The sequence below is a fragment of the Variovorax restrictus genome (assembly GCF_051216715.1).
In the GTDB taxonomy this organism is placed as follows: Bacteria; Pseudomonadota; Gammaproteobacteria; order Burkholderiales; family Burkholderiaceae_C; genus Variovorax.
On the sequence record NZ_JBPJZH010000002.1, the window covers coordinates 36,790 to 56,929 of the forward strand.

Consider the following 20,140-nt stretch of genomic DNA (forward strand, 5'->3'; position numbering starts at 1 on the left):
GAACTAGACAGATGAAACTTCACTTTGAATCTGACCTGCCGTACCAGGCGGCCGCGATTGAGGCGGTGATCGACCTGTTCGACGGGCAGCAGATCTGCCGCAGCGACTTCACGGTCACGTCGCCGGCCTTGCGCGCAAGCGTTCAGGACGTTTTTGAGGGCAAGCAGTTCACTGAATCCGGCGGTATCGGCAACGCCCTGGGCCTTGTACCAGACATTGAAATGTCCGAGAACCTGGCCAAGGTGCAGATGCTCAACGGCCTGGAGCCATCTGGCCCGCTGCCTAGCAAAGGCTCGCTGGACTTCACCGTGGAGATGGAAACTGGAACGGGCAAGACTTACGTCTACCTGCGCACGGTGTTCGAACTCAACCAGGCCTACGGTTTCGCGAAGTTCGTGATCGTTGTTCCCTCGGTGGCCATCAAGGAGGGCGTGCAGAAGACGCTGGAGATTACCCGCGAGCACTTCGAGGGCCTGTACCCGGGCGCCAAGGGATATGACCACTTCACCTACGACTCGGCCAACCTGGGCAAGGTGCGCGACTTCGCGACCAGTCCCAACATCCGCATCATGGTCGTGACGGTCGGCGCCATCAACAAGTTCGGCGATGAGCAGGAGGCCGCTGCTGAAGAGGCCAGCGAGAGCCTGCGCCGCGAGAAGAGCAAGAACGTCATGTACCGCGCTAGCGAGCGCACGGGCGGCGACAAGCCCATCGACCTCATCAGACAAACACGCCCGATCTTGATCGTTGACGAGCCGCAAAGCGTTGACGGTGGCATCGATGGACGGGGGCGCAAGGCGCTTACACGGATGAACCCGTTGTGCACCCTACGTTACTCCGCCACCCACGTGGACAAGCATCACATGGTCTATCGTCTGAACGCGGTGGATGCCTACGACCAGAAGTTGGTCAAGCAGATTGAAGTGGCCGCTGCAACCGTGGCCCATGCGCACAACAAGCCCTACGTCAAGCTGCTGGCCGTAAAGAAGAAGGGAGGCACGGTCGTGGCCTCGATCGAACTGGATGTGAAGGGCTCGGCCGGGACGGTGCACCGCCAAGTTAAGGAGGTGCAAGACGGTTTTGACCTCAAGCAGGAGACTGACCGTGAGGTCTACGCTGATATGCGCATCGGCACCATCCGTGCGTCCAAGAAGGACGAGCTTGTGCAGCTGCACGTACCGGGCGGCGAGGAGTACCTGCGCGTCGGCGACGAGCGCGGCGGCGTGGAGCCACTGGCCATCGAGCGGCAGATGATCAACCGCACGATCAAGGAGCACTTCGAAAAAGAGAAGCGCCTGCGTCCGCTTGGCATCAAGGTGCTGAGCCTGTTCTTTATCGATGCGGTCGGCAAGTACCGCACGTTCGACGAGGCGGGAAACCCGCAGAAGGGGGTGTACGCCACCGTCTTCGAGGAAGAGTACAAAAAGCTGGCTAGGCACCCGGACTACAACGAGCTGTTCCCCGGCGTGGACCTCAGCGCAGCCGCGTCAGACGTGCACAACGGCTACTTCTCGATTGACCGCAAGAAGGTAGCCGGCAAGACGGTGGAGGTGTTGAAGGACACCAAAGGTGACACGGCCGCCGACGTCGATACCTACCAGCTAATCATGCGCGACAAGGAGAAGCTTCTGAGCTTCGACTCACCGCTGAAATTCATCTTCAGCCATTCGGCGCTGAAGGAGGGTTGGGACAACCCGAACGTCTTCCAGATCTGCAATTTCAGCACCCGTGAAACGGAACGCTGGCGCCGGCAGACCATCGGGCGCGGCCTGCGCCTGTGCGTGGCCCAAGATGGCCGGCGCGTGAAGGACACCAAGCTGAACGTGCTGACGGTCGTCGCGCACGAGAGCTACCAGGACTTTGCTGACCGGCTGCAGAAGGACTACGTTGAAGACGGCTTCGAGTTCGGCCGGGTGCCTGCTCACCTGTTCGCCAACGTCACTGTGCTGCAGCCCGATGGCAGCACCCGTCTGCTGGGTTTCGAGCAGTCGGCACAGCTGTCCGGCTGGCTCATGGCACAGGGCTTCATTGATGCCAAAGGCAAGGCGCTGGAGTCGCTCAAGCAGGCGCTGATCTCGAAGACTCTGAAGCTACCTGAGGCGTTCGCTGCGGTGCAGGATCAGGTGGAAAACCGCCTCAACAAGGTGTCGGCAAAGCTGGTCATCAAGAATGCCGACGAGCGCAGGACCGTCGGGGTGCGCCGGGCCGTGCTCGACAGTCCTGAGTTCAAGGCTCTGTGGGATCGCATCAAGCACAAGACCACCTATCGGGTTCAGTTCGACAACGAGAGGTTGCTGCGTGACTGTATCGCGGCCGTCGTCAATGCACCTCCCATTAGCATGACCCGCCTGCAATGGCGCAAGGCCGGCATGCAGATCGGCGAAGCGGGTGTGACTGCTGTGGAGCTGAATGGAGCCGATCTTGTCGCGCTGGACGAGGGTGACATCGAGCTGCCTGATGTTCTGACCGAGCTTCAGAACCGGACGCAGCTGACGCGTAAGAGCATCGGCCGCATCCTGGTGGAGAGTAGCCGGCTCAACGACTTCAAGCGCAACCCGCAGCAGTACATCGAGACGGTGGCGGATGCGATCAACCGTTGCAAGCGCATCGTGCTGGTCGACGGCATTCGATACCAGCGCCTGGGCGATAGCGAGTACTACGCGCAGGAGCTATTCGCTGAGAAGGAGCTGCAGGGTTATCTGGACAGCGCGTTGCTCAATGCCGAGAAGTCCGTGTACGAACACGTCCTGTACGACTCCGACGGTGAGCGGCAGTTTGCCGATCAGCTGGAGAAAAACTCGGCGATCAAGGTTTACGCCAAGCTTCCCGGTTGGTTCAAGGTGCCCACGCCACTCGGAACGTACAACCCAGACTGGGCTGTCCTAGTGGCTACGGCGACCGGTGACCGCCTGTTTTTCGTCGTCGAGACCAAGAGCAGCTTGGAACTCCTTGACCTTCGCAGCACCGAGAGCGCCAAGATCGATTGTGGCCGCGAGCATTTCAAGGCTCTGGCCGTGGGCGAGAAGCCGGCGATCTATGGCAAGTTCAAGGACGTGACCGGGTTGATAGAGCGCGCCCAATCGGGCCAATAGGTGGGCCAGCCGCATCGAAGTGGAGATGCGCACATCGCAGGCGCTTGTCTAGGGGGGTGCGCTTTGTAGCCGGCGTGCTGACGATCACTGAAAACTGACTTGGGTCAGTTTTCAGTGATCGTCAAAAAAATCACGCGACAGTGAATGGCAGCTACCGCTTCGTTGGAGAAATTGAGCCAGGGTCGCTCGCGATCGGCAGCTATCCGCCGCACAGCTGCCTTCGGAGGGCACAGGACGAAGGGCAGCACACGCTGCAGAGCGGTCGCCGGGGCAGCGTATGCACGCGAAGGCTGCGCTGCGGGCCATTGGCAGGCATGTCGGTGGCAGGTCAAGGGAGAGCGCCCCAAGGCGTGGTCCGGGCGCTCCCTTCGCTTCAGTAACTCACTTGGAGTTGAGGCGCTTCGCTAGGCCTCCATACTTGGAAAAATCGCTTCTTCTTTTCAGAAAACACCTGCGTCAACATCGCAGGGTGTTGCTGCATTCGGCTTTCAGGTCGGCCTCCTTTTTTCGGATCCTTCTCGTCTGGCCACTTCCCCTTGTTCAGCAAACGGTCCTTCGGTCCGACCTGAGCCTCGGCAAAGTAGCAACCCTTCACTGCGTAGCGGCATACCTCGTCCATGAGGATCTGACGCTTGGCCATATCGTGGCGATGCACCATGCCAACGCCCACGTCTAAGTACTTGCCTAGCTTCGCAGCAAGGTTGCCGTTGTGGTAGCGGCCATTGCCTTGCGTGATCTCCTTCATCCATCTCGAACAGATCAATGCTGCAATGCCCACCGCGTTTTCGTGAGCGTCGCCGTTCAAGAATAGCGTGACATGAAAGTGCCAGCCGGTCTCGATTCCGTATTCGGTGCCGATGACGTAGCCCGCATTGGAATCAGGCTTCTTCTTTGCAGCCCGATCCTTCTTCGACTGGATAAGCTTGGGAAGCTCTTTATTTAGAAACTCGATCAGCGCCTCACGGTGGGATCGCGCTTGAAGCCAATCATGCGCTGGAGCAAACCCATCAGTCCACATGCAGTCGACTCGAACTACAAGTAGTCGTGAGTGACGAAGCAGCTGAGCGTCAACATAGTCCCGCGTGCGGTTCAGATTGCGTCGTACCTTGTCCTGATGCGCTTTAACCGTCTTGCGAAAAGCGGGTTCAAGGGCTCCTGCACGCAGTGCTACGAGCATGCGCAGCCGAGCGGCAGCGTACTCCTTGTACTCCGCCTTGCTTAAGGCGTTGCGCATGCTCCGATAGTCGTAGAGGCGCTCTTTGTCAGCGCACTGTACGAACAGTGCGACGTATGGATGCAAGCGATGTTTTGGAAAGTGCTCTTGCAGTTGCGCTGGTGTCAACCATAAGGCACGTTGGAGACGGTCGTCAAAGGTCTTGCCGAAGCGTTGGACTGGCGATTTTCTTGATTCACATTGAGATGGCCTTTGCGCAAGCAGATCTTTCGTGAGCTCGACGACGTGCTCGATGTATCTGGCCGTCTGGAAGCCAGGCGGTATGCGAAGGTGATCAGTTCCCTCAACGATGTCGTGGTACATCATGCTGGTGCTTAGCGCGCGGTCATTAGCCTTGATCGGCGTAGCGTGTCGGCGTTGGGATGGTGTTGCTGTGATTTCGGGCATGGGAAGGTTGATGTTGGCGTGGGAAGGCCCCACGGGCCTGTTGGCAACCTAGATGCAAATGCGATTGAACTCGACAGCCACTGTGAAGACAGCGCGCTTCTACGAGCGAGCAATCCCGACTCGAAAAAATAGGCTAGAAAGTTTCGAATAAGACAAAGAGAGAATCCGAAACCTCTAGGGCGCGAAGTGCGCTCATTTCCGAGGAGGTCGCTGATCTAGTGCCATAGATATGGCACTAAGTCGATAAAAAGTTATCACGCTCGACAGTGTGTTTATGGAGGTGATGAACAGTAAAGTTCGAGGTTGTTCCAGTTGTTGCGTAGTTGACTTCAACTTCATCGCGCGTTCATGCCGTTCACTGCGATGAAAACAAGCGTTTCGCGTATGGCTGAGAAGAAGCGGGCGCCGCACTGCACAGATCCTGGAGGGGCAGGATAGGACCGCAGAAGACGTTGCGACGGTCGCGCAACGCTAAATGCGCTTTACGGCCCTTGTCGGGCGGCACAACAACGACTCTGCCGAGAAAAGTTCGAAGACCTGGCCGGCGTTCCGCCGCGCGTAGAACTGACCTACACAGGAAATGGCGTGCGAGCGTTTGGGCGGGCACCAAAGCATCATCGATGCGGTAACCGTTGTCAGTCGCTCGGCGCTGTGACGGACGCAGACACCAGGTGATCGAAACGCATCGCTCTGATTTCACCTTCGGCTGATGTGAAATACAGACGGCGCTGCGAGGGGGGCGGTATGAGCGGCGGGAACAATGTCAGTGTTGTGAAAGAGGCCGGATGCGGTGTGGAAGATCGCGCGCCTGCCGAGACCCGTAGCCCCACACCCTTAGCGGCTAGTCCGGGCGAAAATCAGCCCGCCTTGCGACCCATTCAATGGTAGGTCCCATTTGCCGAGAAAAAAAATAATGCGATTCCACGCGACGAATCGCATGGAATCGCATTGCTGTGGCAGTTAAGGCGACGCCGCCTATCCCACGGGCGCTCAGGGCATGCCGAACTTGGGGCCAGGATTGATAAAGCGGCGGCGACCAACCTGGCCGATCCAAACCTTGCCGCAAGCAACTAAGTAGTCAAGGACCTCGTTGAAGCGAGCAACTGGCCGGATAGGACCAGTGCGCAGTACAAAGTTGCGAGGGGCCGTCAGATTTCCGGTTTGATAGAAGCGCGTATGAAGGTAGAACTCCAACGCCTTGGCATCCGACTGAAGTTGCGTAGGTTCCGTCTGATCCCCAAACAAGCGCTTGAACTCATCGATGTGCCAACACATGATCGAGAACGCGCACTGCAATTCGGCGAGGCTGATCTGCCCCTCTTGCTCGTTGAAAAAGTGCAGCAGCGCCGCGATACGACCCGTCATCTCCATCGCCTTCGACGCGAAGTCTTTGATGTCGCTCAGGTAGCCAAACGGCTGCAACATCCCTTCCACATGGTTCGCCAATTCGATCCAGCGTGGCACCGCCTCGGGCGAAAACTCAAGCACCTCGCGTTTGATCGGGCCCTGGGCATGGCGCAGGTCGTACTCTTCGAGCAACTCCTTGATGCGAGTGTGAAAGCCATGCAGATGGGTCCACTGCTCGTTGTACCAGTACACGAAGCGGAAGCCCTGCGTAGAGGTGGGAAAGCCGACGAGGACGCGTGCCCAGAAACCTGAACCGCGAGCCAGTTCTCCGTGACGGCGCTGGTAGTTCTTGAGCACAACTGGCTGAACCATGATGCTCATGAGGCTTCGCGGATTGCGGGCGACGACATGGGCATTGTTTCCGCGATCGAGCGTAAGCATCTTGGCTCCGTCCCAGGCGCGGTTATGCACACTGAAAGTTGCCATAGCACTGCCCTTGAGCACCGCTTCGCCTTCATCAGACAGGAGCGCGATCGACTCGCATTCGCCTTCGAGTACGTCCATGAGCGCGCGCGCGGAGATGTCCTGACGAATGAATTGCCGCAGACGGGGCTTGATCGGCATCGTTTTCTCGTGCGCCTCCCATTGCTCTTGAATCTCTTCGGTAGATTCGTCCTGATGCGCGGCCTTCTTGAGCTTACCGTTGAGGACCTGGTCTTTCGCCTTCCACACCTTCATGTCACACATGTACTGGGCAAGGTCGTCTTTGTATTTGACTGCACGTGCCTCGTCATGAATGTGGATCGGGGCACACACGATGCCCTCGATTGCGGTTTTGCGTTCGCCGGATTCAGCGATGCACACGCAATTGGCCGAGACCGGGCGCACTTGGCCCGTCGGCAGCCGCACATCGATGAGAGCTTGGCAGGCGAGCGAAATGGCAGAGAGGAAGACCATGCCAACCAAAGCGTCGGGTGCTTGCACCTTGGTCTGGATTTCCAGGGCAACGCTCGCCAAGTTGGGAGGGAATGCGCCGATGGGGTACGGAGGTGCAACAGTGGGAGCGATCATTCTTCGCCCCCTTCGTCATGCGGAGCTTCCGTCGCTGCCGGGGTCGGCTGGATGCTGCCGCAGACGCGGCAGTGCAGGCCTTCTCCGTTATCGTGGCGCAGAGCGCGTGCTTGCTCGAGCAGTTTCTTGAACTTCGCCGGGTGGAGCTTGAGGCCGTCCTGCTCGAGCGTTTCCACGATGGCGCGCTGCGTTACACCACGAGCCAGCGCCTGCTCGATGCTGGAATGCAGCGCAGTGAACTTGGTGAAGATGGTGCGCTTACCTGCGGGCTGGAGCGCGTTGACAGCTTTGACGAGCACATCGTGGCCTTCGAATTCGAGGGTGGTGGTCGTGTTGCTCATTGCTGGCTCTCCTCGATCAGGACCTTGATCGAATCGGCCGGCCACAAGAGCCGGCCGTTCAACAAGCGCAGCGGTTTGACACCAAAGTAGGAGCCGTGGAGGCTCAGGCGCTTACGGACGGTTTGCGCATTGACGAGTTGCTGGGTTGCAAACTCGGTGGTGGTGAGGTGGAAGCGATCTGCCGGATGGGGCAGAGCGCGGACAGCAAGTGCCATGATGGCTCCTTCTAAACGGGTTGAAGAAAACTTCGCGCCGGAGGAGTCGTGTGGTCAACGTCGTGCTGCGTAGGCCATCGTCGCTCCATCCCGATGCGTGGAGCCAGTGTCCTTTTGAACGCCTTCGTAAAGGCAATCGTGAATGCTCATGAGCGAAAGTGATTGATCATGAATGTCTTGTCACGTTTCAACTTGGTTGCTTTGTTTGCCTAGCAATCGTTGCATGTTGCGCCTCAGGAACTGCCCTAAAGCTTGTTGGGTGTAAGGTTGCCAATCACGTTGACCTGATGGGATCGCTAGCGTCTTAGGGCCAGTCCGCTTAAGCAACGGAAACTCTCCGCTCTCGGCCATGGTTAGCAAGTGCCCCCAGACGCGCAATGGTGTCGGAGTACCGATGGACGATGCGCTGTCGAGCGCAACGGCAATCTCCATTGCGATGGGCGAAGTGATCTTGCCGTTTTGTAGCAGGATCTCTGTTCGTTTAACGAATCGCCCTAGTTTCAATCGGTCAGCGTGCGACGATGACTTTGCTTCTTCGACTGAACGAAGCCTGTCACGCTCGACTGCGTCGTGCTGCTCCAGTTCGAGCAGGCGAGCTACTAAGTCATGCGGCACTGGCCCGGCCGCTCGTAAGCCTGCGAGGCAGAAGAAATGCGCAAGGAGGTCAGGTGGGCATAGCGAACCAAGGAATTCGTGTTCGCACCAAGATAGAAATTTAAACGGGGTTTCTTCGATCGGCACGCTGGCTCTGGAGCCGTCGTCCTCCTCATAGGACTCATACCAAGCCTCCAGTACAGACCGAGCGCTGTGCAATTGACGTGAAGATGCCGGAAGAGTCGGGTCCGCAATTTGGCTGCTTTCGTCAGGAATCTTCGTGGCCGTTGCAGATGTTTGGATACCGCTGATAAGCATCGACCCTGCAGCAATGCTCCAAATCGGGTGCTTCAAGAAGTCAACGATCGTTGCGTTGATCCGATCGAGCTTCTTGATCTCTTGTATGGTCGGGCTTAGCGAACTCATGGTCTTCCGGTTGGTGGCGCGGGCGTGGCGTTAAATTCGATGCCAGCCTCCTTCAGAATCCAAGCCTCAATCCGTTCGTGATGGACGCGAAGCATATCCAGAGGGCGCACCGTGTAGTGCTTCTCCGCCGTTGCTGAGGGTTTGTGGCCCATTATTTGCGCCACTACTCCGGTTGGGATCTCCAGCCATTCGGTCAGCGATTTGAATGAGCGACGCAGGCCATGCGGCGTAAGGCCTTCAATCTTGGCGGCGGCGCACGCGGCTTGCATGCCGGCGCGTGGATCCGTAATGCGGCCGTCCCTGGCCGTAGCGCTTGCGAACACGAAGGGGTTTTTCTTCAGGTGAGGCAATGCGGAAATTAACTGGGCCACATAGGCGGTCAACGGAATCTTCCGTTCGCCCTCAATCTTGTCGCGGATCGTGAGCGACCTCCATCGCGAGTCGACGTCCTTCCAAGTTAGATCGAGTAATTCGGTCCGTCTAGCACCGGTGAGAAGCAAGGCTTGAAGATAAGCGGACATGACGGGGACGGGGAGGGCGCGGACGGCAGCGAACCATGCTGGCAGCTGTTCCTTGAGCAACACGTCGCTCTTCGCCGACGCTTTACCCAGTGCTTCTCGTGTGCGGCGCGTTTTGGCTGGGTTTACTGATTGCGCCTGAGCCTTGTAGTCCGGATGTTCGGCGCACCAGTTCAAGAATGCTTTAAAGCACCGAAGCGCGAGCCGGGCAGACGACTGCCGGGTCTTCGCCTCCTTCGCTGCCCACGCCTCGACAACGGGCGCAGTGACATCTGCCAGACGCAGGCCCATGAGGGAATGCAGCGGACCGGCGATCGTGACACCCCGGCCCCGGGTGCCGCGCGTAGCCTTTTCACCCCCAGCCTTGGCGAGTCTGAGGTGATCGTCGTGATGGCGTACGCCCCACACCGCCTTCCGATCTGCAAGGTAGAGTGTCCAGACTTCACCGACTGTCAATTCGGCCGACTTCACCGCCGCCCTGGTCGCATCGTCCTCGGCTTGGCGCTTGGCCTTCACGAGTCGCGGGTCACGGCCCTGATCTATGTCTCGCTGCATCTCCCGGGCACGCTCCCGTGCTTGCGGGATCGACCAGTCAGCCACGGCGCCGATCGTGATCCTGGGCGACTTGCCTTGGAACTCGCGCTGAAAGACGAAGGAGGGCGCACCGCGTGTCGTCGCGCGAATGCCGAGCCCCATGACGCCGCTGTCCCAAAGGAATGCTTGCGTCTTGTCAGGCGGACAGGCGAATGCGGCCATTCGGCCCGTGGTGAAATTGACTCGTGGCATCGCGAAACCTCGGTTCTTACATCCACTGCCGATGTACTGGCCGATGTAAGGAAATTTTTGAACCGGCTATCAATTCTAGTCAACACTTCGACGAGCGATGAAGCGATTCATCAAGGGAAAGTGCGTTGATTTCGTTGTGAAGGGCAACTTGAATCAACGCCGATCAATTTTCAAATCTTCCGACTCATAATCCGTTGGTCGATGGTTCAAGCCCATCACGGCCTACCACGCATGCCTCATGGATTCTAGGAGCAGCGGGCGAGCGGCTTGAAAGGTGCCACCGATACGTCCGGCGTCGGTGGCCAGCGCGAGAGGATGCGCAAACGTGGGGCCGCGCGCTGCCTGATGTGCCACGGAAGAAATCAACCCACAGATAGTCCGTTCGGATAGCGCGCGGCATTCCCCGACTTCTGGCGTTCACCTGTTCAGGCTTGGGAGGGCTTGCGCTGCTCAGGGCGGGCGGGTTCGGCCACTACGGCTCTGTTTCGAGCAAGTAGGTTCGAGCTACTGCCGCTTCCACCTCGACGGGGCGATCCAGACAAGCCAAGGCCCGGCCCTTAAGCGCCGGAAACGCGAAGGTGTGCCCTAGGTCACGCGTCGCGTCGCAGCGCCTTTCCAGCACGGCCAGCGCACGCTGCGGCAGCGTCAAAATCGAGTCGTTGTCGACCTTGCTCCGGTTCAGGTTGATCGTGCCCCTTTCCCACCGGATGTTTGCCGCTTCTGTGTACAGAGCACCGGTATTGAGTAGGAGCACGGTGAGGTCATAGGCGTCCTGTGCGTTTTGGTCGTTCGGCCTCTTGGCGCCTATCGGCCAAACGCCGCCAAAAGGTCGCCGCGATAAGCAGTTCGCGCACTGGTGAGGCGATGAAGATTCAGTAAGCTCTGCGCCATGCGAGAGATTCGAGTCTGCTGGAGTCCCGACGTTGAGCACGAAGAGCGAGGCGTCTTTCGCGACGGGGGCGTGTGGTACCTCGACTCACCCGAAATCCGAGCGGGCCTGCGTGTAATCGAGCTTTCCGAGAATTTCATCCACGGCCAGCACACCCACTGGCTTGCGGTACGCGACAACCCTTTCCTCGATTGAAGCTCTGATCGCAGCCCGTGTTCCGTGCGGTGCTGGGTCGGTGCGCCGATTGCCAGCAATGGATCGCCATAGTCCATAAGTACGCAGTCCTACGGCAATGCACGCCATAGGGAGTCACGCCAAACTGTGAGCGCAGGTAGACCCGAGGCTTTGCCGAGGGACAACATGGAAGACACAAGATTCAGCGATGCAAGTTCGCCCGACACGATCGACAACCTCAACGACGACAGGTTGCGCCGAAGCGAGGAGGACGCGCGCGGTTGGCGGAGAAACATGATGGTTCTCGTCCTCTTAGTGTTAGTCGCCTTCGGGTACTGGGCACTGCGTTAGCGAAAGCCACCACGCAGAATCAGTCATGTGCAGCCACTACCAAGCAGAGAAGCGTCGGCAGCTTTACGAGAAGCGCTTCGGCATTAAGTTGCCCCCCGATTGGGAGCCACCCCGCGGCAGCGGTGGCCTGCACGTCTACCCCACTCAGTTCGCGCCCATTGTCCGCCGACCACCTGAGCGAGATTCTGGCGACGAAGCCGTGCCTGCCTTCGAGGTAGTGGACGCGCGCTTTGGGCTCCTACCTGGCTTCGCGACTGAGGTGAAGTACGGCACCCGCACGTACAACGCCCGTTCGGAGACGGTCGCGACGCTGGCCAGCTATAAGAGCGCCTGGGCAAAGGCACGGCACTGTATCGTCCCCTGCGAGGCGATCTATGAACCCGATTGGCGCACCGGCACGCACGTCCCAACCAAATTCACCGCGGCCGACGGCGGCACGCTCGGCGTGGCCGGCCTATGGCAACCGTGGAAGTCGCCCGAGGGCGAATGGATCAACACCTTCACGATGCTGACCATAAACGCAGACGATCACGAGCTGATGAAGGACATGCACCGGCCGGACCCGAAGCGCCCGCCTGAGATGCAGGACAAGCGAATGGTCGTGATCCTGTCGGATGGACTTTACGAAGCTTGGTTGGATGCCCCTGCCGTCAACTCGAAGGACTTCATGCGGCAGTTCCCAGCAGAGCGACTGCTCGCCACGCCGGAGCCTCTTCAGGCGCAACCGAAGAAGCGGTTGTCGACGACCCCAGCGCAGAGGGACCTGCTTTGACGAACCTTCGTCTCGGATCGCCCCGGAACCCGCATGAACGCTCACTTTCAGCATGCCGAGAAGGTGCGAGACTGTGCGTGGCGCAGACTCATAGTCCGTCGTCGATGGCTCAAGCCCATCACGGCCTGACACGCGAAATTTACGAAGCATTCGGGACAGGTCGAAAACGCATGCTATAATCGCAAGCTGTGCGGCTGTAGCTCAGTTGGATAGAGTACTTGGCTACGAACCAAGGGGTCGTGGGTTCAATTCCTGCCAGCCGCACCACTCTTCAGATGGCCTAGAGGTTTTATCCCCTCTAGGCCATTTTCTTTTGGGGCTCCTTCGGCGGCGACGCCTCTCCTTGCGCCGACCCTGACGCTGCCGAAGCGCAGCACGGCGATTGGCGGGCGGCCTGCTGCATGCGCATGAGCCGCGAGCATTTCCTACAGATTCAACTTGCACATGCACGGTACCGTGCTGGGCTCATGTCCATCTGGAGGAAACGCCATGAACGATCCCATCCGACCTGTTCCGAAGCCCTCGCTGGTGCCGGACCCCGACGCGCGCAAGGATGCCGACGAATCCGAGCTGGATCCGGCGAAGCCTGGTGCAGACGAGAACGCCGCGGGCTTCCTGAAGAACGTGATCGACAAACCCGCCGAGGCGTAGCGTTATGCGACTCTCTCATCTGGCGTTGACCGTCATCGAGGACCCGGACCGCGAAGGCCAGTATCACTGGCTGCTGCTGGAGGCGCATGGCGACGACGGCGTGCGCGAACACTCGGCCTCCGAGGAGGAGTTCCCGACAGCGTCGGACGCATTTCGCGCTGGCGCGGCGCGCTGGGCGCTGCACATGCGGCAGGAGAACGAAGACGCCGATCCGGTTGGCGACAACGTCGGGCCCTGAGCGATGACCGCGCTGCGATCGATCGCTGTCACGGTGGAGGAAACGGACGCTGATGCCTTCGAATGGGTGCTGCTCGAACGGGGCGCCGACTGGTCGCCCATTCGCCGTGCCAAGCGCCCCGTCGCCACCTATGCGAAGGCGATGGCCGCCGGGCTGCTCGCATTGCAAGAGATGGTCGAAGACCTCGACGCCGGTCCACGCGAGGCCGAGGCGGCCGCACAGCCGCCCCGACGCGCGACCTTCGGCTTCGGGTTTGGCAGCCTGAAGTAATGGCGAAAGCGTGAAGGCGACGCCTCCATCCTCACCAGCGCGGAGCATCGACAATCAGGCATGAGCAAGGCTTTCACCAAAGAGACCGATGCCGATGACGACGACGACGCGGCCGAGGGCGCCGCGCCGCCGCTGCCGTCGGGCACCAAGAACTACATGACGCCGGGCGGCTATGCCCGTCTGCGCGACGAGTTGCTCGCATTGATGGACGTCGAGCGGCCCAAGGTCGTCGAGGCGGTGCACTGGGCGGCGAAGAACGGCGACCGCTCCGAGAACGGCGACTACCTCTACGGCAAGAAGCGGCTGCGCGAGATCGACCGGCGTATTCGCTTCCTGACCAAGCGCCTGGGCGTGGCGGAGGTCACCGACCCGTCCGTGCACCACGGCCGTGACCAGATTTTCTTTGGCGCCACCGTGCGCTACGCCGATGCTGCAGGCGAGGAGCGCGCCGTGACCATCCTGGGCATCGACGAGGCCGAGAGCGCGAAGGGGCAGGTGAGCTGGATCTCTCCGATTGCCCGAGCACTGCTCAGGGCGCGGGAAGGCGATGTTGTGAAGCTCGCCACCCCCGGTGGATTGCAGGAACTGGAGATTCTCTCGGTCGCGTACCCGGCGCCTGTCGCCGCCTGATCAGGCGGCGGGCACGGTCCGCGTGGCGGACAGCACCGACGGACTGCGCTTGACAGCGCGCAGCACTGCGTCGAGGTGGGCGTGGTCACGCACGGAAATCACAAAGCGCAGGTCGGTTGAATCCTGCGGTGTCTCCTCGGTCATTTCCACGTGCGTGATGTCGGCTTCGGCATCGGCCAGCGTCGACGCGACCTTGGCCAGCACGCCCTTGTCGTTGCGCACCGTGACGACCACGCCCGTTTCGAAGGTGCGCATCGGTTCGTCGGCCCATTCCACCGAAAAGAAACGCTCGCTGTCCTTGTAGTGCAGTCGCTGGCCGACGCCGCATGCCTCGGTGTGAACCACCAGCCCTTCGCCATGGCCAAGGTAGCCGACGATCGGATCGCCCGGAATCGGACGGCAGCACAGCGCGAACCGCACCGACGAGTTCTCGCTGCCGTCGAGCGTCACGGCGCCTTGCGACACGGTTTCATGCGCGGTGAAGCGTTCGCGGCTGAGCATCAGCGCATCAGGCTTTTCGCCGCGCTCGGCCAGCAGGGCCATCAAGCGCTTGGCGACGATGCTCGCGATGCGCTTGCCCAGACCGATGTCGGTGAGCAACTCGGCGCGGCTGCGGTTACCGGTGAAGCGCAGCAGCTTCTCCCAGATCGGCTGGTAATCGGCGTCGTCGGTTGGCAGTCGGCCGAGGCCTTCGGCGCGCAGCGCCTGCGCCAGCAGCTTTTCGCCCAGCCCTTCGGATTCGACATGCGCCAGCGTCTTCAGGTAGTGGCGGATCTTGGAGCGCGCACGGCCGGTGCGCACGAAGCCCAGCCACGCCGGATTCGGCGTGGACACCGGCGCGGTGATCACTTCCACCACGTCGCCGTTCTTGAGCTCGGTGCGCAGCGGCACCTGGTCGCCGTTGATGCGGGCGGCCGAGGTGTGGTCGCCGATGTTGCTGTGGATCGCGTAGGCGAAGTCGACGACGGTGGCGCCGCGCGGCAGCGCCATGATCTGGCTCTTGGGCGTGAAGACGTAGACCGCGTCGGGGAACAGGTCGACCTTGACATGGTCCCAGAACTCGGCGGCATCCCGGGTTTCGTCCTGGATGTCGAGCAGCGACTGCAGCCACTTGGCGCCCAGGCGCTCGCCGTTCGCGACGCTCGGGTCGGCCGCCTTGTACAGCCAGTGCGCCGCCACGCCGGACTCCGCGACCACGTTCATGGCCTCGGTCCGCAGCTGGAACTCGACGTTCACGCTGGCCGGCCCGACCAGCGTCGTGTGCAGCGACTGGTAGCCGTTGAGCTTGGCAATGGCGATGTGGTCCTTGAACTTGCCCGGCAGCGGCTTGTACATCTGGTGCAGGATGCCCAGCCCGGTGTAGCAGGCGATGACGCTCGGCACGATGAGCCGGAAGCCATAGATGTCGGTCACTTGCGCGAAGCTCAGGCGCTTTTCGTCCATCTTGCGGTAGATGGAATAGAGCGTCTTTTCGCGCCCGGCGATCCGTACGGCCATGCCGGCCTCGCCGAAGGCGCTCTCGACTTCCTTCTGCACCTTCTGGATCAGGTCGCGGCGTCGGCCGCGCGCCTTCGACACGGCCTTCGCGAGGATGGCGTAGCGCCACGGCCGCAGGTGCCGGAACGACAGCTCCTGCAATTCACGGTAGGTCTGGTTGAGCCCGAGCCGGTAGGCGATGGGTGCGTAGATCTCCAGCGTCTCGCCCGCGATGCGTGCCCACTTCTCGCGCGGCGCGTCGTCCAGCGTGCGCATGTTGTGGGTGCGGTCGGCCAGCTTCACGAGGATGACCCGCACGTCGCGCGCCATGGCCAGCAGCATCTTGCGGAAGGACTCGGCCTGGTTCTCTTCGCGGGTGTTGAACTGCAGCTTGTCGAGCTTGGTGAGGCCATCGACCAGTTCGGCGACCGGGGCACCGAAGCGCTCGATCAGCTCGGACTTGGTGACGCCGCAGTCCTCGATCGCGTCGTGCAGCAGCGCCGCCATCAGCGCTTGCGCATCGAGCTTCCACTCGGCGCACTGGGCCGCGACCGCGATCGGGTGGGTGATGTACGGCTCTCCGCTGTTACGCAGCTGGCCCAGGTGCGCCTCGTCGGCAAAGCGGTAGGCACGCCGGACCAGTTCGGTGTCTTCGGCGCTCAGGTAATCGAGCCGGGCGGTCAGGGCCGCGAAGCTGGCCGCAGCCGCATTCAAGGCAGCCGGGCTCGGCCGGGGCATGCCTCGAGGTGCGTTGGACTGGGGCTTGACGACCGCGCTCATGAGGGACACTTTAGCGCGACGCCCACACGGCCGCGTTCAGGCATAAAAAAAGCACCGCGTGGCGGTGCTTCTTTGTTGCAGTGCAACGTCAATCAGCCTGGAACCTTTTTGAGCATCTCGATGCCGATCTTGCCTTCGGCGATCTCGCGCAGCGCGGTCACGGCCGGCTTGTTCTTGCTTTCGATCTTCGGGGCATGGCCCTGGCTCAGCATGCGCGCACGGTAGGTCGCGGCCAGCACGAGCTGAAAACGGTTGGGGATCTGCAGCAGGCAGTCTTCGACGGTGATGCGGGCCATGAGGATCTTTCGTTGCGGACGGTGGGCGAATCAGGGGATATTCAGAGCGGCGAAGGTGTCGGCACGGGCGCGACGCTGGGCGGAATAACGCAGTCGCTGGGCGTGGACGATGGCTTTCAGGTCGAAAAGCGCGCGCTCAAATAACTCGTTGATTATAACGAAGTCGAATTCGCTGGCGCGCGCCATCTCGTCCGCCGCATTCCGCAGGCGCAGTTCGATGACTTCAGCACTGTCTTCGCCGCGGCGCTCGAGCCGCGAGCGCAGTTCTTCCCAGCTGGGCGGCAGGATGAAGATCAGCACCGCATTCGCAAAGGTCTTGCGGATCTGGATGGCGCCCTGGAAGTCGATCTCGAGGATGACGTCGACACCCTGCGCCATGCGGTCTTCGACCGCCTTCTTCGAGGTGCCGTAGCGCTGGCCGTGCACGTGCGCCCATTCGATGAAGGCGTCGCTTTCCACCATCGCGTCGAATTCGCTGGCCGACGCGAAGAAGTACTCGCGACCGTGCTTTTCCTGCCCGCGCGGCGGGCGCGTGGTGTGGGACACGGACGGCTGGACGGCCGAATCGAGTTCCATCAGCGCCTTCACGAGGCTCGACTTGCCGGCGCCGCTGGGGGCGGCGACCACGAAGAGATTGCCGGGGTAATCCATGGGTAGGGGTCTATTCGATGTTCTGGACCTGCTCGCGCATCTGCTCGATCAGCACCTTCATGTCGACGCCGATGCGCGTCATCTCGAGGGCGGCCGACTTGGAGCCCAGGGTGTTCGCTTCGCGGTGCAGTTCCTGAATGAGGAAGTCGAGCCGCTTACCGATCTCGCCGCCCTTCTTCAGCAGGCGTTCGATCTCGTCGAGGTGGGAGCCCAGGCGCGTGAGTTCCTCGGCCACGTCGATGCGGATGGCGAAGGCGGTCGCCTCGTTTAGGGCGCGGTCCTGCGCGGCCTCGGGCAGCGTGCCACCGGTGAGGCCCATGGCGTCCTGCCAGCGCTCGAGGAAGCGGGTGCGCTGCTGCTCGACCAGTTGCGGCACCAGCGGCACGGCCTGGGCGGTGAGCTTGCGCAGTTGGCCGAGGTGGTCCTTGAGCATCGCGGCCAAGCGGGCGCCTTCGCGCTCACGCGCTTCGACCAGGCTGTCGAGTGCTTTCTTCGTGACATCAGCCAGTACGGTGCTCCAGTCGCCCGCCGAGGTCGAATCGCCCGCGGCGATGCGCAGCACGTCGGCGACGCTCAGCTCGCGGGCGGTCGGCAGCCAGGCGCGGATGCCGTCCTGCACACCGTTGAGCCGTTGCAGCAGGCGTGTCGAAGGTTCGGCAACGCCGGCCTGCGCGGTGCTCTCGACGGCGGCGCGCAACTCGACCTTGCCGCGCTTGAGCCGCCGGGTGAGCATTTCACGCAACACCGGCTCATATTGCCGGAGGTCTTCCGGCAGCTTGAAAGTCAGGTCGAGGAATCGGCTGTTCACCGAACGAATTTCGACGCCCAGACGGCCTGCCGCCAGAGGGCGCGGGTCGTTTTCTGGCGGGGTTCCGGCAGGGCCGTTCTGGCCGCTGGCATAGCCGGTCATGCTGTAAACTGACATTGCGCCTCACTGTGGAAAAGTTGTCCGCACGGAGGCGACGGCACAGCGTTCGCTTGCCGCCCCCTTGCCTTCGGGCGAAACTCCCGGATTATGTCAAAGGTCAAACCTTCGCCCCTGCTGCCAGACACTGTCATCGGCGGCTACCGTGTCGTGCGTCGTCTGTCGGCCGGTGGTTTCGGCGTGGTGTACCTGGCGGTCGACCACAGCGGCCAGCAGGTCGCGATCAAGGAATACCTGCCTTCGTCGCTGGCCACCCGTGGCACCGGCGAGCTGGCGCCGCAGGTGCCGCCCGAAAAGTTGTCGCTTTACCGGTTGGGGCTCAAGAGCTTCTTCGAGGAAGGGCGCTCGCTGGCCCAGATCTCGCATGCGTCGGTGGTCAGCGTGCTCAACTTCTTCCGCGAGAACGAAACCGTCTACATGGTGATGAACTACCTGGAGGGCGCGACCCTGCAGGACTTCATCGTCACCGCGCGCGACCTGAAGAAGCAGAAGGTCTTCCGCGAATCCACCATCCGCTCGCTGTTCGACGAGATCCTGCGCGGCCTGCGCATCGTCCACCAGCACAAGATGCTGCACCTGGACATCAAGCCGGCCAACATCTTCGTGACCGACGACGACCGCGCTGTGATGATCGACTTCGGCGCCGCGCGCGAGGTGCTGTCGAAGGAAGGCAACTTCATCCGGCCGATGTACACCCCTGGCTTTGCCGCGCCCGAGATGTACCGGCGTGACTCGTCGATGGGCCCCTGGACTGACATCTACGCCATCGGCGCCTGCATCTACGCCTGCATGCAGGGCTACCCACCCAACGACGCGCCGCAGCGCATCGAGAAAGACCGGCTGGGCCTGTCGCTCTCGCGCCTGCGCGGTGTCTATTCGGACAACATGATTGAGGTGGTCGAGTGGTGCATGTCGCTCGACCCGCTGTCGCGTCCGCAGTCGGTGTTTGCATTGCAGAAGGAACTCAGCCGCGAAGGCGAACGCCGTTACACCAAGCTCACTGTCGGCGAAAAGGTTCGCCTGTCGATCGACAACATCCGTTCCTTCGACAAGAAGGGTCTGCCCAAGGCGGCGGCGCCTACGACCCGACCGGCATGAAATTTTCCGTTTTCCAGGTCAGCCGAAAGGGCGGTCGTCTCAAGAACGAAGACCGCATGGGTTACTGCTACACCCGCGAGTCGGGGTTGTTCGTGCTGGCCGACGGCATGGGCGGGCACCCCGAAGGCGAAGTGGCGGCGCAGATGGCGCTGCAGACCATCGCCGCCTTGTACCAGCGCGAAGCGCGCCCGGTCTTGAAGGACGTCAAGGCCTTCCTCCTGTCGTCCGTGATGTCGGCCCACCAGCAGATCATGCGTTACGCCGGCACCAAGGCGATGCTCGACACGCCGCGCACCACCGTGGTCGCGGCTGTGCTGCAGGGCTCGACGGCGCACTGGGTGCACTGCGGCGATTCGCGGCTGTATGTGGTGCGCGACGGGGCACTGCTGACCCGCACGCGCGACCATTCCCATGCCGAACGCCCGCGCCCTGGCGGCGGGCCGGAGCCGGTCAACCGCAACCTGCTGCTGACCTGCCTGGGCTCGCCCACGCCGCCCATGATCGACGTTGCCGCGCCGCTGCAACTGCAGCGGGGCGATCGCCTCATGCTGTGCTCCGACGGCGTGTGGGGCGTGCTCGACGATGCGCTCATCGTGCACACGCTCTCGTCTGGCAAGCCGGTGTCCGATGCGGCACCCGACCTCGCCGAGATGGCCTTGCGCAAGGGCGGTACGCACAGTGACAACGTGACGCTCATCGCGCTCGAGTGGGAAACGCCGGATGCCCCCGGCACCGGGCGGGGCGTCTCGACCGACAGCATCAGCGACGGCGTGTTCGCGTCCACCATCCAGGCCGGGATGCCGTCGGACAGCGAGCTCGACGACCTGGACGAAGACGCCATCGAGCGCTCCATCGCCGAAATCAACGAGGCCATCCGCCGCTCCGCAGCGCGCAAAGCCTGACCCGTTTCTCTCCTTCTTCTCTTTTC

The 20,140-nt window shown here is 61.5% G+C and carries 19 protein-coding genes and 1 tRNA gene; 9 read left to right on the forward strand and 11 right to left on the reverse strand.

From position 1 onward, the window contains the following. Nucleotides 1-11: 11 nt before the first annotated feature. The gene (locus tag ACSFA0_RS14695; RefSeq protein ID WP_435451014.1) at nucleotides 12-3,092 is read left to right on the forward strand and encodes a type III restriction-modification system endonuclease; all 3,081 of its coding nucleotides are present in this window, start codon (nucleotides 12-14) and stop codon (nucleotides 3,090-3,092) included. A 373-nt stretch (nucleotides 3,093-3,465) separates the two neighbouring features. Here the strand turns inward: ACSFA0_RS14695 and ACSFA0_RS14700 are convergent, their stop codons facing one another. The 7 genes from ACSFA0_RS14700 to ACSFA0_RS14730 form a co-directional block, all read right to left on the reverse strand. Continuing rightward, nucleotides 3,466-4,713: a YagK/YfjJ domain-containing protein gene (locus ACSFA0_RS14700; RefSeq protein ID WP_435451015.1), complete on the reverse strand. Its 1,248-nt coding sequence runs from the start codon at nucleotides 4,711-4,713 to the stop codon at nucleotides 3,466-3,468. A 990-nt stretch (nucleotides 4,714-5,703) separates the two neighbouring features. Continuing rightward, nucleotides 5,704-7,131: a YfjI family protein gene (locus ACSFA0_RS14705; protein WP_435451016.1), complete on the reverse strand. Its 1,428-nt coding sequence runs from the start codon at nucleotides 7,129-7,131 to the stop codon at nucleotides 5,704-5,706. After that, entirely contained in the window at nucleotides 7,128-7,472 is a 345-nt protein-coding gene (locus ACSFA0_RS14710) for a hypothetical protein (protein WP_435451017.1), read from the reverse strand. The genes ACSFA0_RS14705 and ACSFA0_RS14710 overlap by 4 nt, the downstream gene beginning before the upstream one ends. Beyond that, a complete protein-coding gene (locus ACSFA0_RS14715) occupies nucleotides 7,469-7,687 on the reverse strand; it encodes a DNA-binding protein (RefSeq protein WP_435451018.1) in 219 nt (72 codons plus the stop codon). The genes ACSFA0_RS14710 and ACSFA0_RS14715 overlap by 4 nt, the downstream gene beginning before the upstream one ends. A gap of 180 nt (nucleotides 7,688-7,867) precedes the next feature. Further along, nucleotides 7,868-8,707, reverse strand: a complete 840-nt coding sequence (locus ACSFA0_RS14720) for a hypothetical protein (protein WP_435451019.1) — start codon at nucleotides 8,705-8,707, stop codon at nucleotides 7,868-7,870. Then, on the reverse strand, nucleotides 8,704-9,981 hold the full coding sequence (locus ACSFA0_RS14725) for a tyrosine-type recombinase/integrase (RefSeq protein ID WP_435451020.1): 1,278 nt from the start codon (nucleotides 9,979-9,981) through the stop codon (nucleotides 8,704-8,706). The genes ACSFA0_RS14720 and ACSFA0_RS14725 overlap by 4 nt, the downstream gene beginning before the upstream one ends. A gap of 502 nt (nucleotides 9,982-10,483) precedes the next feature. Continuing rightward, nucleotides 10,484-10,765: a hypothetical protein gene (locus tag ACSFA0_RS14730; protein WP_435451021.1), complete on the reverse strand. Its 282-nt coding sequence runs from the start codon at nucleotides 10,763-10,765 to the stop codon at nucleotides 10,484-10,486. Nucleotides 10,766-11,450: 685 nt separating this feature from the next. On the opposite strand from ACSFA0_RS14730, the gene ACSFA0_RS14735 reads away from it, so the two are divergent. From ACSFA0_RS14735 to greB, 6 genes are all read left to right on the forward strand, one after another. Then, nucleotides 11,451-12,197: an SOS response-associated peptidase gene (locus ACSFA0_RS14735; RefSeq protein ID WP_435451022.1), complete on the forward strand. Its 747-nt coding sequence runs from the start codon at nucleotides 11,451-11,453 to the stop codon at nucleotides 12,195-12,197. A 190-nt stretch (nucleotides 12,198-12,387) separates the two neighbouring features. Beyond that, a tRNA-Arg gene (locus ACSFA0_RS14740) sits at nucleotides 12,388-12,464 on the forward strand. 222 nt (nucleotides 12,465-12,686) lie between these two features. Then, nucleotides 12,687-12,848: a hypothetical protein gene (locus ACSFA0_RS14745; RefSeq protein ID WP_435451023.1), complete on the forward strand. Its 162-nt coding sequence runs from the start codon at nucleotides 12,687-12,689 to the stop codon at nucleotides 12,846-12,848. A gap of 4 nt (nucleotides 12,849-12,852) precedes the next feature. Next, complete coding sequence (locus ACSFA0_RS14750) at nucleotides 12,853-13,086, forward strand: hypothetical protein (protein ID WP_435451024.1); 234 nt, start codon at nucleotides 12,853-12,855, stop codon at nucleotides 13,084-13,086. A 3-nt stretch (nucleotides 13,087-13,089) separates the two neighbouring features. Beyond that, complete coding sequence (locus ACSFA0_RS14755) at nucleotides 13,090-13,356, forward strand: hypothetical protein (protein ID WP_435451025.1); 267 nt, start codon at nucleotides 13,090-13,092, stop codon at nucleotides 13,354-13,356. 60 nt (nucleotides 13,357-13,416) lie between these two features. Further along, on the forward strand, nucleotides 13,417-13,986 hold the full coding sequence (gene greB / locus ACSFA0_RS14760) for a transcription elongation factor GreB (protein WP_435451026.1): 570 nt from the start codon (nucleotides 13,417-13,419) through the stop codon (nucleotides 13,984-13,986). Here the strand turns inward: greB and ACSFA0_RS14765 are convergent, their stop codons facing one another. The 4 genes from ACSFA0_RS14765 to ACSFA0_RS14780 form a co-directional block, all read right to left on the reverse strand. After that, nucleotides 13,987-16,242: a RelA/SpoT family protein gene (locus tag ACSFA0_RS14765; RefSeq protein ID WP_435451027.1), complete on the reverse strand. Its 2,256-nt coding sequence runs from the start codon at nucleotides 16,240-16,242 to the stop codon at nucleotides 13,987-13,989. Nucleotides 16,243-16,334: 92 nt separating this feature from the next. Further along, entirely contained in the window at nucleotides 16,335-16,538 is a 204-nt protein-coding gene (gene rpoZ, locus ACSFA0_RS14770; protein ID WP_021009011.1) for a DNA-directed RNA polymerase subunit omega, read from the reverse strand. A gap of 30 nt (nucleotides 16,539-16,568) precedes the next feature. After that, complete coding sequence (gmk, locus tag ACSFA0_RS14775) at nucleotides 16,569-17,189, reverse strand: guanylate kinase (protein WP_435451028.1); 621 nt, start codon at nucleotides 17,187-17,189, stop codon at nucleotides 16,569-16,571. 10 nt (nucleotides 17,190-17,199) lie between these two features. Further along, complete coding sequence (locus tag ACSFA0_RS14780) at nucleotides 17,200-18,114, reverse strand: YicC/YloC family endoribonuclease (protein WP_435451029.1); 915 nt, start codon at nucleotides 18,112-18,114, stop codon at nucleotides 17,200-17,202. A 90-nt stretch (nucleotides 18,115-18,204) separates the two neighbouring features. Between ACSFA0_RS14780 and ACSFA0_RS14785 the strand changes: the two genes are divergently transcribed. Together ACSFA0_RS14785 and ACSFA0_RS14790 are read left to right on the forward strand one after the other, a co-directional pair. Then, complete coding sequence (locus ACSFA0_RS14785; RefSeq protein ID WP_435451030.1) at nucleotides 18,205-19,212, forward strand: serine/threonine protein kinase; 1,008 nt, start codon at nucleotides 18,205-18,207, stop codon at nucleotides 19,210-19,212. Then, nucleotides 19,209-20,114 carry a PP2C family protein-serine/threonine phosphatase gene (locus tag ACSFA0_RS14790; protein ID WP_435451031.1) on the forward strand — a complete coding sequence of 302 codons (906 nt, stop codon included), beginning with the start codon at nucleotides 19,209-19,211 and terminating at the stop codon, nucleotides 20,112-20,114. Before ACSFA0_RS14785 ends, ACSFA0_RS14790 begins: the two co-directional genes overlap by 4 nt. The last annotated feature ends 26 nt before the right edge of the window (nucleotides 20,115-20,140 follow it).